Genomic DNA, 13,178 nt, shown 5'->3' with positions numbered 1-13,178 from the left:
GTGTCCCCCTCTTCATGAGCCCAGCCCGCAACCCGAGCCCCCGAGGAACGCACCGTGTACAAACTCTTCTTCAACCTCATCTTCAAGCGCATGGACCCCGAGCAGGCCCACTACATGGCCTTCCGCTGGATCCGCCTCGCCGCCCGCGTCCCGGTCCTGCGCACCTTCGTCGCCGCCGTCCTCGCGCCCCGGTACGCCTCGCTGCGCACCGAGGCGCTCGGCTTGCGCATGCACGGCCCGTTCGGCCTCGCCGCCGGCTTCGACAAGAACGCGGTCGCCATCGACGGCATGTCGATGCTCGGCTTCGACCACATCGAAATCGGTACGGTCACCGCCCAGCCGCAGCCCGGCAACCCCAAGAAGCGCCTCTTCCGCCTCGTGAAGGACCGCGCGCTCATCAACCGCATGGGCTTCAACAACGAGGGCTCCGAGGCCGTGGCGGCCCGCCTGGCGGCCCGTAACCCGGTCTTCAGGACCGTCGTCGGCGTCAACATCGGCAAGACCAAGGTCGTCCCGGAAGAGGAGGCCGTCGCCGACTACGTCACCTCGACCGAGCGCCTCGCCGGCCACGCCGACTACCTGGTCGTCAACGTCTCCTCCCCGAACACCCCCGGACTGCGCAACCTCCAGGCCACCGAGTCGCTGCGCCCGCTGCTGACGGCGGTGCGTGAGGCGGCCGACCGTACGGTCACCGGCCGCCGCGTGCCGCTCCTCGTCAAGATCGCGCCCGACCTGGCCGACGAGGACGTCGACGCCGTCGCCGACCTGGCCCTGGAGCTCGGCCTGGACGGCATCATCGCCACCAACACGACCATCGCCCGCGAGGGCCTCGGCCTGAAGTCGGACCCCGCTCTCGTCAAGGAGACCGGCGGACTGTCCGGAGCGCCCGTCAAGGCGCGCTCCCTTGAGGTCCTGCGCCGCCTGTACGCCCGTGTGGGGGACCGGATCACCCTGGTCGGGGTCGGGGGCGTCGAGAACGCCGACGACGCCTGGCAGCGCATCCTGGCGGGCGCCACGCTCGTACAGGGCTACAGCGCCTTCATCTACGAGGGCCCGTTCTGGGCCCGCGCGATCCACCAGGGCCTCGCCGAGCGTCTCGCGAACAGCCCGTACGCCACGCTCGCCGAGGCTGTCGGCGCCGGGACCCGGGAGACTGCCAAGTGACTGAAGCGACCGTCGAAACCTTCGGCGCCCGCCTGCGCCGGTCCATGGACACCCGCGGACCGCTCTGCGTCGGCATCGACCCGCACGCTTCGCTGCTCAGCTCGTGGGGCCTGAACGACGACGTCAAGGGCCTGGAGACCTTCACCCGCACGGTCGTCGAGGCGCTGGCCGACCGGGTCGCCGTACTGAAGCCGCAGTCGGCGTTCTTCGAGCGCTTCGGCTCGCGAGGCATCGCCGTACTGGAGAAGGCGGTCGAGGAGGCCAGGGCGGCGGGCGCGCTGGTGCTGATGGACGCCAAGCGCGGTGACATCGGCTCCACGATGGGCGCGTACGCCGAGACGTACCTCCACAAGGGCTCGCCGCTCTTCTCGGACGCGGTGACGGTCTCGCCGTACCTCGGCTTCGGCTCGCTGCGCCCGGCGCTGGACGCCGCCGTGATCAACGGCTGCGGCGTCTTCGTACTCGCGCTCACGTCCAATCCCGAGGGCGCCGAGGTCCAGCGGGCCACCGCCGCCGACGGCCGGTCGCTCGCGCAGCTCATGCTCGACCACATGGCGGCCGAGAACGAGGGCGCCGAGCCGCTCGGGTCGGTCGGCGCGGTGGTCGGCGCGACGCTCGGCGACGCGGGTGTAAATCTCGCGATCAACGGTCCGCTGCTGGCTCCGGGCATCGGGGCGCAGGGCGCGACGCCGGCGGACCTTCCGGGTGTGTTCGGGTCGGCCGTCGGCAATGTCGTACCGAGCGTGAGCCGCGGTGTACTGCGCTTCGGGCCCGATATTGCCGGACTGCGAGAGTCCGCTTCTCGCTTCGCAGACGAGGTCAGGGCGGCCGTCTCGGGCGCGTAACGGGGTGTCAGCGATTCATGTTGACGGAATCCTGACCGAAAACCGGGGTGTTATGTCTGATATGCCTTAGTCGACAGAGGCTGACCAGGACTTTTCGCTGCTTCTCGCTGACTGGAGCGGTCATGGCCGCTAGTCTCCGTCGAGAGCAAACGTGCAGCTCGTTGTTTTGCAGCTCGCTGTTCGTTGCTCGCCCTGGTGTGGGGCGACTAGGTTCCTCACCGGTCCGTATCCGACAGTTCGACATCCGAGGTGACGTAGGCGTGGCTCTTCCGCCCCTTACCCCTGAACAGCGCGCAGCCGCGCTCGAAAAGGCCGCCGCGGCTCGCCGGGAGCGGGCCGAGGTCAAGAATCGACTCAAGCACTCCGGCGCCTCGCTCCATGAGGTCATCAAGCAGGGACAGGAGAATGACGTCGTCGGCAAGATGAAGGTCTCCGCCCTTCTCGAGTCTCTGCCGGGCGTGGGCAAGGTCCGCGCCAAGCAGATCATGGAGCGGCTCGGGATTTCCGAGAGCCGTCGTGTGCGCGGTCTCGGCTCCAACCAGATCGCCTCTTTGGAGCGCGAGTTCGGCGGCGGAGCTGCCTGACGTTCTCGGGCACCCCCGAGAACCTGGATAATCGCATCCATGGCTGCAACATCCCGGGGGACGACCCCCGTACCCCCGGACGTACGTCCGCGGCTGACCGTGCTCTCCGGCCCTTCGGGTGTCGGCAAGAGCACGGTCGTCGCCCATATGCGCAAGGTCCACCCCGAGGTATGGCTCTCGGTGTCGGCCACCACACGCAAGCCGCGACCCGGCGAGCGCCACGGCATCCAGTACTTTTTCGTCAGCGACGACGAATTCGACAAGCTCGTCGCCAATGGTGAGCTGCTGGAATGGGCCGAGTTCGCCGGCAATCGTTATGGCACGCCCCGGCGTGCCGTGAGCGAGCGGCTCGAAGCGGGCGAGCCCGTGCTCCTGGAGATCGATCTCCAGGGTGCACGGCTGGTCCGTGAATCGATGCCCGAGGCTCAACTGGTCTTCCTGGCCCCGCCCAGCTGGGACGAGCTGGTCCGCAGGCTGACCGGCCGCGGCACGGAGGCGCCCGATGTCATCGAGCGCCGTCTCGAGGCCGCAAAGATCGAACTCGCCGCGGAGGCGGAGTTCGACACCACCCTGGTCAACACCTCCGTCGAGGACGTAGCGCGTGAGCTGCTAGCCTTGATGGAAGTTGCTTGATCTCTGTTCACTTATCGGAAGGTAGAGCGTGTCCTCTTCCATTTCCACGCCCGAGGGCATCATCAACCCGCCGATCGACGAGCTGCTCGAGGCTACGGACTCGAAGTACAGCCTCGTGATCTACGCGGCGAAGCGCGCGCGTCAGATCAACGCGTACTACTCGCAGCTCGGTGAGGGTCTGCTCGAGTACGTCGGTCCGCTGGTGGACACCCACGTCCACGAGAAGCCGCTCTCGATCGCCCTGCGCGAGATCAACGCGGGTCTGCTGACCTCCGAGGCCATTGAGGGTCCGGCGCAGTAGTCAGCAGGCGCAGGAAATCTTTTTCACCACAGGCCCGGCAGTCTCACTGCCGGGCCTGTGGTGTGTCATAGGGGACGTAACCGTCGTACGAAGCGGGGAGACGCAGTGGACAAGCCCAAGGTCGTGCTGGGAGTCAGCGGGGGCATCGCCGCCTACAAGGCGTGCGAGCTGCTGCGACGGCTGACCGAATCCGGCCACGATGTACGCGTCGTGCCGACCGAGGCGTCGCTCCACTTCGTCGGCGCCGCCACCTGGTCGGCGCTCTCCGGCAACCCCGTCTCGGCGGAGGTCTGGGACGCCGTCCACGAGGTCCCGCACGTACGGATCGGGCAGGCCGCCGATCTGGTCGTGGTGGCCCCCGCCACCGCCGACATGCTGGCCAAGGCGGCGCACGGGCTGGCCGACGACCTCCTCACGAACACGCTGCTCACCGCCCGGTGTCCGGTGATCTTCGCTCCCGCCATGCACACCGAGATGTGGGAGCACCCGGCCACCCAGGAGAACGTCGCGACGCTGCGCCGCCGCGGCGCGGTCGTCGTCGAGCCCGCGGTGGGCCGGCTGACCGGTGTGGACACCGGCAAGGGCCGGCTGCCCGACCCGGACGAGATCTTCGAGGTCTGCCGGCGGGTTCTCGCGCGGGGCGTGAGTGAGCCGGATCTCGCAGGCCGGCATGTCGTGATCAGTGCGGGCGGTACGCGTGAGCCGCTGGACCCGGTCCGCTACCTGGGGAACCGTTCCTCCGGCAAGCAGGGATACGCCCTGGCCCGCACCGCCGTCGCCCGTGGCGCCAGGGTCACGCTCGTCGAGGCCAACACCGGCCTGCCGGACCCGGCGGGCGCCGATGTGGTGCGCGCCGGGACGGCGGTGCAGCTGCGCGAGGCCGTGCTCAAGGCCGCGGCGGACGCGGATGTGGTCGTGATGGCGGCCGCCGTGGCTGATTTCCGCCCGGCGGCGTACGCCGAGGGAAAGATCAAGAAGAAGGACGGCCAGGAGCCCGCCGCGGTCGAGCTGGTCCGTAATCCCGACATCCTCGCGGAGCTCTCGGCCGAGCGGCGCGGGCGGCCCGGGCAGGTGGTCGTCGGCTTCGCCGCCGAGACCGACAACGTGCTCGCCAACGGCCGCGAGAAGCTGCGCCGCAAGGGCTGTGACCTGCTGGTCGTCAATGAGGTGGGGGAGCGCAAGACGTTCGGCTCCGAGGAGAACGAAGCCGTCGTGCTCGACGCCGACGGGGGCGAGACTCCGGTGCCGTACGGGCCCAAGGAGGCCCTGGCCGACACGGTCTGGGACCTCGTGACACGTCGGCTCGGTTAATTCGTGGTTCGCTGTGCCGGAAGCCACAAACGCGTGCGAATCCGGCGTATTGTGCTCTGGCGAAGGGTGAGGGCCGTCCCGCACAATGCAGTGCCGCTGGTCACAGGGCCTCCAAGAAGCGAGACACATGGTCCGCCGACCGGAAGCGACCGATAAACTGGTCCCGGACCGACGCCGGGCGCAGCTCCCGGTCCGTTCCATCAATGCTCAGCCAGCAGCCGCTGCAACCCCAGGGAGCGATGTGTCCCGCCGCCTGTTCACCTCGGAGTCCGTGACCGAGGGCCACCCCGACAAGATCGCTGACCAGATCAGCGACACGATCCTCGACGCGCTCCTGCGGGAGGACCCGGCTTCCCGGGTCGCCGTGGAGACCCTGATCACCACCGGCCTGGTGCACGTCGCCGGCGAGGTGACCACCAAGGCCTACGCAGACATTCCCACGCTCGTACGCAACAAGATCCTCGACATCGGGTACGACTCCTCGAAGAAGGGCTTCGACGGCGCCTCCTGCGGCGTGTCGGTGTCCATCGGCGCGCAGTCTCCCGACATCGCCCAGGGTGTCGACACGGCGTACGAGACGCGGGTCGAGGGCGACGAGGACGAGCTCGACAAGCAGGGCGCGGGCGACCAGGGCCTGATGTTCGGGTACGCGTGCGACGAGACGCCCGAGCTGATGCCGCTGCCGATCCACCTGGCGCACCGGCTCTCGCGCCGGCTCTCCGAGGTCCGCAAGAACGGGACGATCCCGTACCTGCGTCCCGACGGCAAGACCCAGGTCACCATCGAGTACGACGGCGACAAGGCCGTCCGCCTCGACACGGTCGTCGTCTCCTCGCAGCACGCCTCCGACATCGACCTGGACTCGCTGCTCGCCCCCGACATCCGCGAGTTCGTCGTCGAGCACGTCCTGAGCGGCCTCCTCGAAGACGGCATCAAGCTGGACACCGAGGGCTACCGCCTGCTGGTCAACCCGACCGGGCGCTTCGAGATCGGCGGCCCGATGGGCGACGCCGGCCTCACCGGCCGCAAGATCATCATCGACACGTACGGCGGCATGGCCCGCCACGGCGGCGGCGCCTTCTCCGGCAAGGACCCGTCCAAGGTCGACCGCTCGGCCGCGTACGCGATGCGCTGGGTCGCCAAGAACGTCGTGGCCGCGGGTCTCGCCGCGCGCTGCGAGGTCCAGGTCGCGTACGCGATCGGCAAGGCCGAGCCGGTGGGTCTCTTCGTGGAGACGTTCGGCACGGCCACGCTGGACAGCGAGAAGATCGAGAACGCCATCGCCGAGGTCTTCGACCTCCGCCCGGCCGCGATCATCCGTGACCTCGACCTGCTCCGGCCGATCTACGCCCAGACCGCGGCGTACGGCCACTTCGGCCGTGAGCTTCCCGACTTCACGTGGGAGCGCACGGACCGCGTGGACGCGCTGCGCGCGGCGGCCGGCCTCTAACCAGGACTGGCGCACTGCTCGGCCGCGAAGGCCCCGGACCGTATCGGTCCGGGGCCTTCGTGCTTGTCGCGCTGTCAGTGGGGTCTGATAGGAATTTGGCTGTGAGCAGGAACGATGAGCGGTCCGACGAGCAGCCCGGGGGCGGGGCCGGGGTGCCGGAGCAGCTTGCGCTCATTCGGGAGAGTGTGCGGAAGGCGAAGGTTCCGAAGGCCAAGCCGCGGACGTGGCGGGGGGCGCCGCTCGCCAAGGAGCTGCCCGTTGCCCGGGTGATGGTCAACAAGGGGGTGCTGCACCTCGACCAGTACTTCGACTATGCCGTGACGGAGGAGCTGGACGCCGTCGCGCAGCCGGGGGTGCGGGTGCGGGTGCGGTTCGGGGCCGGGGCGCACAACGTGCGGGGCGGACGCCGTGAGGGCGGCGGGATGATCGACGGGTTCATCGTCGAGCGCCGGGCCGAGTCGGACTACGCCGGGCCGCTGGCCGCGCTCGCCTATGTGGTGTCCCCGGAGCCGGTGCTCGGTCCGGAGCTGCTGGCGCTCTCGCGGGCGATCGCCGACCGGTACGCGGGGAGCCTCGCCGACGTACTGCAACTGGCCGTTCCGCCGAGGAACGGGCCGGCCGAGGCGAAGCCTTCGCCGGAGCCGCTGCCGCCGCCGGAGGCGCCGGGGGCCGGGACGTGGGAGCGGTATGCGTACGGGCCCGCGTTTCTGCGGGAGCTGGCGGCGGGCGGGGCGCCGCGGGCCGTGTGGAACGCGTTGCCGGGGCCGCACTGGCCGGACGAGCTGGCGCGTGCGGTGGCCGCGACGCTCGCCTCCGGGCGGGGCGCGCTGGTTGTGGTGCCGGACGGGCGGAGCGCGGCCCGGGTGGACGCAGCACTCACCGCGCTGGTGGGCAAGGGGCACCACACGCTGCTGACCGCCGACGCCGGGCCGCAGAAGCGCTACCGGCAGTGGCTGGCCGCGCGGCGGGGGTCGGTGCGGGCGGTGGTCGGGACGCGGGCCGCGATGTTCGCGCCGGTGGCGGATCTGGGACTGGTGGTGGTGTGGGACGACGGGGATTCGAGTCACGCCGACGATCACGCGCCGTTTCCGCATGTGCGGGAGGTGCTGGAGCTGCGGGCGCAGCACAGTAAGTGCGGGTTTCTGCTGGGGGCTGTCAGTTGCACGGTTGAGGCGGCTCAACTCGTGGAGAGCAAGTGGGCCGTGCCGTTGCGTGCGGGGCGTGAGCAGGTGCGGGCCGCGGCGCCGCTGATTCGTACGGTGGGCGATGAGGAGGTGGCCCGGGACGGAGCGGCGCGGGCCGCGCGGCTGCCGAGTCTGGCGTGGCAGACCGTGCGGGACGGGCTCAAGTCCGGGCCGGTGCTGGTGCAGGTGCCCCGGCGTGGGTACGTACCGAGCCTGGCGTGCGAGCGGTGTCGTACGCCCGCCAGGTGCCGGCACTGCGCGGGGCCGCTCGAAGCGGCCGACCAGCAGGAACTGCACTGCGGGTGGTGCGGCCGGGACGCGGCGGGGTGGCGGTGCGGCGAGTGCGGGAGTGTGCGGCTGCGGGCCCAGGTGGTCGGGGCGCGGCGTACGGCGGAGGAGCTGGGGCGGGCGTTTCCGGCTGTCCCGGTGCGTACGTCCGGGCGCGACCACGTGCTGGAGAGCGTGCCGGGGGTGCCGGCGCTCGTCGTCAGTACGCCGGGGGCCGAGCCGGTGGCCGAGGGCGGTTACGCGGCCGCGCTGCTGCTGGACGGCTGGGCCATGCTCGGGCGGCAGGACCTGCGCGCCGGGGAGGAGGCCCTGCGGCGCTGGATAAGCGCCTCGGCGCTGGTCAGGGGGCAGGGCGAGGGCGGCGGCACGGTCGTTGTGGTCGCCGAGCCGACGCTGCGGCCCGTGCAGGCGCTGGTGCGGTGGGATCCCGTGGGGCATGCGCAGCGGGAGCTGGCGGAGCGGGCCGAGCTCGGCTTTCCGCCGGTGTCGCGAATGGCGGCGGTGAGCGGGCGGGCGGAGGCGATCGCCGCGTTCCTGGCGACCGCGGAGCTGCCGGGCGAGGTGGAGGTGCTGGGCCCTGTGCCGCTGCCGGTCGCGGAGCCCGGGCGGCCTCGCCGACCGGGCGACCCCCCGGTGGGTGAGGTCTGGGAGCGGGCGCTGCTGAGGGTTCCGCCGGGGAGCGGGGCGGCGCTTGCTGCGTCGCTGAAGGCTGCGCAGGCGGCGCGGATGGCTCGTGGCGGGGGCGATCCGGTGCGGATCAGGATCGATCCGCCGGACATCGGCTGAGTGGGGGAGGGCGGGAATTGAGCCCGTCCGGCGATTGAGGACAAGGCCCGTAGGGCGTTCTGGGGGGGGGCGTTCCCAGTTCGGCCGTCCCGTTGTGCGGCGCGCAATCGGCGTGGTGGCGGGACGGCCGGGCGGGGGTCAGCCGTTGCGGGGGCCCGGGAAGGCGTTCGGGCGGATCTCCTCGCGCAGGGAGTGGGTCGCGGCCGTCGGCTGCGGCGGCATGGACCGGGCAGCGGGCACCGACGGCACCGGCGACGGGGCGGGAAGAATGCGGGTAGCGGTCGCCGTCTCGACCGCCGGGAGTTCGGCTTCGGCGGGCGTACCGGTCTGCTGTGCCGCCCGCCGCGCGCCGTAACGGCGGTGCACCGCCTGCTTGGTCACCCCGAGCGCCGAACCGACCGCGTCCCAGGAGAAGCCGAGCGAACGGTCGAAGTCCACGGCGGCGGTCACCAGCGTCTCGACGCTGTCCCGCAGCTCCTGGGCGAGGCGGACGGTCGGCGCCGGGGCCCGGCCGTAGACGACGAAGCCCGTGGAAGGGCCGGAGCGACGCGGGCGGTAGACGTTGCCGAGCTGGGCGGTGAGGGTCCGCAGGGCGTCCACCTGCCGGCGGACCCGCTCGATGTCCCGTACCAACAGATGCAGGCTGGCCCGTGCTTGGGCGTCGTGGGTTGCGTGGTCGGCCATGAACAAGCCTCTCGAACCGGCGTGAAATAAGGGGCGGAAGAAGGGAAGGGAGCCGCGTGTGCGGGCCGTTTTGGTCAATCTCTCTTGACCAACGCGTCACCCGCCCGCGGGGTCACGCTGCTGGGGGCGTATGCGCACATGCGCGGGGCGCGCGGATGTGCGTACGCCCCCAGGAGTCATGGCCTTCAGAGGCCCATAGACTGGTGCGCCTCTTGCCCGCCGCACCCGTTCCGCCCTTCCTGCCCGAGAGGCCCGCGCCACCGATGAAGCTCGTCTTCGCAGGCACCCCCGAGGTCGCCGTACCCGCCCTGGACGCCCTGATCGCCTCCGGCCGGCATGAAGTTGCCGCCGTCGTGACCCGGCCCGACGCCCCGGCCGGACGTGGCCGCAGGCTCGTCGCCAGCCCCGTCGCCGCGCGGGCGGAAGAGGCCGGGATCGAGGTGCTCAAGCCGGTCAGGCCGCGCGACGAGGACTTCCTCGCGCGGCTGCGCGAGATCGCGCCGGACTGCTGCCCCGTCGTCGCGTACGGCGCGCTGCTGCCCAAGACCGCCCTCGACATCCCGGCCAAGGGATGGGTCAACCTGCACTTCTCCCTGCTGCCGGCCTGGCGCGGCGCCGCCCCCGTCCAGCACGCGATCCTCGCGGGCGACGAGGTCACGGGCGCCTCGACCTTCCTGATCGAGGAGGGGCTCGACTCCGGGCCGGTGTACGGAGTGGTGACTGAGCAGGTACGGCCCACCGACACCAGTGGTGACCTCCTCACCCGGCTCGCCTTCGCCGGCTCCGGGCTGCTCGCCGCCACCATGGACGGCATCGAGGACGGCACGCTGCACGCCGTACCGCAGCCCACCGAGGGCATCACGCTCGCACCCAAGATCACCGTCGAGGACGCGCAGGTCGACTGGAAGGCTCCCGCACTGCGCGTCGACCGTGTCGTGCGCGGCTGCACGCCCGCCCCGGGCGCGTGGACGCTGTTCCGCGGCGAGCGGCTCAAGCTGGTCGCGGTGAAGCCGCTGCCGGAGCGGACGGACCTCGGGCTGGCTCCGGGTGAGCTCGCCGTGGGGAAGAAGAATGTGTACGTCGGGACCGGGTCGCATCCCGTCGAGCTCCTCTGGGTGCAGCCGCAGGGCAAGAAGCCGATGCTCGCGGCCGACTGGGCGCGCGGCGTGCGCATCGCCCCGGGCGAACACCTGGGCTCGGCGGACGTAGGCTGAGAGGGTTCGTCCCCCTCTCCAGCGGAGCACCTTTTTCGTGAGTGACCAGCCAAGCAGCAGTGCAGCCAAGCGACCCGCCAAGCGTCCGGCCAAGCCGCACCGGCGTCCCCAGAAGGACCCGGTCCGCTTCCTCGCGTTCGAGGCGCTGCGCGCCGTCGACGAGCGCGACGCGTACGCGAACCTCGTCCTGCCACCGCTGCTGAAGAAGGCCCGCGCCAAGGGCAACTTCGACGAGCGCGACGCGGCGCTCGCGACCGAGCTGGTGTACGGGACGCTGCGCCGCCAGGGCACGTACGACGCGGTCATCAGGGCCTGCATCGACCGGCCGCTGCGCGAGGTGGACCCGCCGGTGCTTGACGTGCTGGCGCTCGGCGCGCACCAGTTGCTCGGCACCCGCATCCCCACCCACGCCGCCGTCTCCGCGAGCGTGGAGCTGGCGCGCGTGGTGCTCGGTGAGGGGCGTGCGAAGTTCGTCAACGCTGTGCTGCGGAAGATCTCCAAGCAGGATCTGGACGCCTGGGTGGAGCAGGTCGCTCCGCCGTACGACGACGATGCCGAGGAGCACCTGTCGGTCGTCCACTCGCATCCCCGCTGGATCGTCTCCGCGCTCTGGGACGCTCTGGGCGGAGGCCGGGCCGGCCTCGAGGACCTGCTGGAGGCCGACAACGAGCGGCCCGAGGTGACGCTCGTCGCCCGCCCCGGCCGCTCCACCGCCGATGAACTCCTGGATGTCCTGGGCGAGGACTCCGGGCTGCCGGGCCGCTGGTCTCCCTACGCCGTACGGCTGACCGAGGGTGGCGAGCCGGGGGCCATCGCCGCCGTTTCCGAGGGCCGCGCCGGCGTCCAGGACGAGGGCAGCCAGCTGGTCGCCATCGCTCTGGCCGACGCGCCCGTCGACGGGCGCGACGAGCGCTGGCTGGACGGGTGCGCCGGGCCCGGCGGCAAGGCCGCCATGCTGGCCGGGCTCGCCGCTCAGCGCGGCGCCGCGCTGCTGGCCGCCGAAAAGCAGCCGCACCGGGCGCGTCTTGTCGAGCGGGCGCTGGTGGGTAATCCCGGCCCGTACCAGGTCATCGCCGCCGACGGCCTCAACCCGCCGTGGCTCCCGGGCTCTTTCGACCGCGTGCTGATGGACGTCCCGTGCTCGGGGCTCGGCGCGCTGCGCCGCCGTCCGGAGGCGCGCTGGCGACGCCGGGCCGAGGATCTGGAGGGCTTCGCTCCGCTCCAGCGCGGTCTGCTGAGGGAGGCGCTGAACGCTGTGCGGGTGGGCGGCGTCGTGGGGTATGCGACCTGCTCGCCGCACCTCGCCGAGACCCGGATCGTCGTCGACGACGTACTCAAGGGGCGCGGTGGGCACGCACCGGTCGAGGCCGAGTGGATCGACGCCAGGCCGCTGATGCCCGGCGTCCCGGCGCTGGGCGACGGTCCCGACGTACAGCTGTGGCCGCACATGCACGGCACGGACGCGATGTACCTGGCCCTGCTGCGCCGGACGGCCTAGTGCTGTCAGTGCCCGTTGATAACGTGCTTCGTCCAGTCGTGGAGTTCATGAAGGGACGGGGTACGTGCGGAATGTGACATGCCATCAGGTCGGCGAGCAGCGGTTGGCCGAGGCGCTCGACGACATCGACGGGCGGGCCTACACGCGGTGGCACTCGCTGCGGTACGGCAGCATCTCGCCGACGCTGATCCGGGCCATGGCGGACGAACTGCTCGACCATGTCGCCGCGCGAACGGTGACGGAGCCGGGGCTCGACGCTGCGGCCGGCACGGTCGCCGTCACCGCCGCGGAGTGTGTGCAGGGAGTGCTGAGCATCATGTGCTTCCCGAGCGGGGACCAGGAACTCCGGTTCCCCCTCGTCGGGGAGCGGATCAGCACGGACCCGGACGACGACGAGTTCGGGGACGGGCCCATCACCTTCCGGGACGTCGTCAAGGAGGCGCCCACCGCGCGGACCTGGCTCGACATGTTCGAGATGTGTGTCGTCAGCGGGCATGTGTGGGACTGGGAGCGGGTCACCGGGCTGCTGCTGCGCGACGACTACGCGCCCGCCATCCGTGACGGCGTGCCCTACAACCGGTACACCTCCGTCTCCGACCCCGCCGACCTCGCCGCCATGGACGCCCTGTGCCCCTATCTCACCGAGGCGGCCGGGGATCTGCCCCGCGACTGGCCTACGGTTCCGCTGCGCAAGCCGGACGCCGGGGAGCGCACGGAGGCCGCCCGGCGGCTCGACGAGGTCGGCGACGCGCTGAGCGCGGACCAGCAGCTGCTCCGCGTACTCCTCGACGACGACCAGCACGCCTTCGAGGACGCCCTCGTCGCCCGGCTGGTCGCGTACCGGGAGAGCGTCGAGGCCGATGCCGGTGATCCCGCGCCTCGGTCCCTCCTCCCCCTCGGCACCCTCGCCCTGGCCTGCCTCGCCGTCCAGGTCCATGGGTGGGAACTCGGTGTCCGGTCCGGGTATCTGCCGTACGGTCTGCTGGGATCGCCGGACGCGCCGCGCCGGGCGGCGGAGGGGAACCGGAACAATTTGGGCTGCTGGGCCGCCAAGTAGGCCACCCACGCCCTGCGACCCCGCTAGCCCCGACGGCGCCGAGCCTCAGTCCGTGTCTTTCGCGATGATCCGAAAGACACGGACTAGTAGTGCTTCGTTAGGTTTTGGGTCTGCTCTTGGCGAGGGGGCGGCCGCAGGTGGTGCAGATGCCGGTCCAGCACTTCAGCAGGTCCTGAAAG

12 protein-coding genes are annotated in these 13,178 nt (G+C 71.3%); 11 read left to right on the top strand and 1 reads right to left on the bottom strand.

Translation table 11 applies throughout. From position 1 onward, the window contains the following. The first annotated feature begins 54 nt into the window (after positions 1–54). The 8 genes from ABZX79_RS01980 (at position 55) to ABZX79_RS01945 (ending at position 8,546) form a co-directional block, all read left to right on the top strand. Positions 55–1,164: a quinone-dependent dihydroorotate dehydrogenase gene (locus tag ABZX79_RS01980; protein ID WP_355250117.1), complete on the top strand. Its 1,110-nt coding sequence runs from the start codon at positions 55–57 to the stop codon at positions 1,162–1,164. Beyond that, positions 1,161–2,009 (top strand): orotidine-5'-phosphate decarboxylase, encoded by an 849-nt coding sequence (gene pyrF, locus ABZX79_RS01975; RefSeq protein WP_355250114.1) that lies wholly within the window; start codon positions 1,161–1,163, stop codon positions 2,007–2,009. Before ABZX79_RS01980 ends, pyrF begins: the two co-directional genes overlap by 4 nt. A 260-nt stretch (positions 2,010–2,269) precedes the next feature. After that, a complete protein-coding gene (locus ABZX79_RS01970) occupies positions 2,270–2,593 on the top strand; it encodes an integration host factor (RefSeq protein WP_028814066.1) in 324 nt (107 codons plus the stop codon). A gap of 39 nt (positions 2,594–2,632) precedes the next feature. Beyond that, positions 2,633–3,226: a guanylate kinase gene (gmk, locus tag ABZX79_RS01965; RefSeq protein ID WP_355250111.1), complete on the top strand. Its 594-nt coding sequence runs from the start codon at positions 2,633–2,635 to the stop codon at positions 3,224–3,226. A gap of 28 nt (positions 3,227–3,254) precedes the next feature. Then, positions 3,255–3,527, top strand: a complete 273-nt coding sequence (rpoZ, locus tag ABZX79_RS01960) for a DNA-directed RNA polymerase subunit omega (protein WP_028814064.1) — start codon at positions 3,255–3,257, stop codon at positions 3,525–3,527. A gap of 105 nt (positions 3,528–3,632) precedes the next feature. Then, entirely contained in the window at positions 3,633–4,838 is a 1,206-nt protein-coding gene (coaBC, locus tag ABZX79_RS01955; RefSeq protein ID WP_355250108.1) for a bifunctional phosphopantothenoylcysteine decarboxylase/phosphopantothenate--cysteine ligase CoaBC, read from the top strand. Between the two features lie 241 nt (positions 4,839–5,079). Further along, a complete protein-coding gene (gene metK / locus ABZX79_RS01950; RefSeq protein ID WP_215137708.1) occupies positions 5,080–6,288 on the top strand; it encodes a methionine adenosyltransferase in 1,209 nt (402 codons plus the stop codon). Positions 6,289–6,389: 101 nt separating this feature from the next. Further along, the gene (locus ABZX79_RS01945; protein ID WP_355250105.1) at positions 6,390–8,546 is read left to right on the top strand and encodes a primosomal protein N'; all 2,157 of its coding nucleotides are present in this window, start codon (positions 6,390–6,392) and stop codon (positions 8,544–8,546) included. A 138-nt stretch (positions 8,547–8,684) separates the two neighbouring features. Here the strand turns inward: ABZX79_RS01945 and ABZX79_RS01940 are convergent, their stop codons facing one another. Beyond that, on the bottom strand, positions 8,685–9,230 hold the full coding sequence (locus tag ABZX79_RS01940) for a hypothetical protein (protein ID WP_355250102.1): 546 nt from the start codon (positions 9,228–9,230) through the stop codon (positions 8,685–8,687). Between the two features lie 263 nt (positions 9,231–9,493). Here ABZX79_RS01940 and fmt point away from each other — a divergent pair, with 263 nt between their 5' ends. From fmt to ABZX79_RS01925, 3 genes are all read left to right on the top strand, one after another. Beyond that, positions 9,494–10,444 carry a methionyl-tRNA formyltransferase gene (gene fmt / locus ABZX79_RS01935; protein WP_355251006.1) on the top strand — a complete coding sequence of 317 codons (951 nt, stop codon included), beginning with the start codon at positions 9,494–9,496 and terminating at the stop codon, positions 10,442–10,444. Positions 10,445–10,481: 37 nt separating this feature from the next. Then, positions 10,482–11,942: a transcription antitermination factor NusB gene (locus ABZX79_RS01930; protein ID WP_355250099.1), complete on the top strand. Its 1,461-nt coding sequence runs from the start codon at positions 10,482–10,484 to the stop codon at positions 11,940–11,942. Between the two features lie 64 nt (positions 11,943–12,006). Beyond that, positions 12,007–12,999 carry an immunity 49 family protein gene (locus ABZX79_RS01925; protein ID WP_355250096.1) on the top strand — a complete coding sequence of 331 codons (993 nt, stop codon included), beginning with the start codon at positions 12,007–12,009 and terminating at the stop codon, positions 12,997–12,999. Positions 13,000–13,178: the final 179 nt, after the last annotated feature.

The organism is Streptomyces sp. NPDC002994 (assembly GCF_040611155.1).
Classification (GTDB): Bacteria; Actinomycetota; Actinomycetes; order Streptomycetales; family Streptomycetaceae; genus Streptomyces.
The sequence above is the reverse complement of the archived record's forward strand: the minus strand, read 5'-3'. Positions and strand labels throughout refer to the sequence as shown.

What these genes read in the sequence shown, in the direction of transcription:
- ABZX79_RS01940 (WP_355250102.1), bottom strand. Translation starts at nt 9,230, where the DNA reads ATGGCCGACCACGCAACCCACGACGCCCAAGCACGGGCCAGCCTGCAT.
- gmk (WP_355250111.1), top strand. Translation starts at nt 2,633, where the DNA reads ATGGCTGCAACATCCCGGGGGACGACCCCCGTACCCCCGGACGTACGT.
- fmt (WP_355251006.1), top strand. Translation starts at nt 9,494, where the DNA reads ATGAAGCTCGTCTTCGCAGGCACCCCCGAGGTCGCCGTACCCGCCCTG.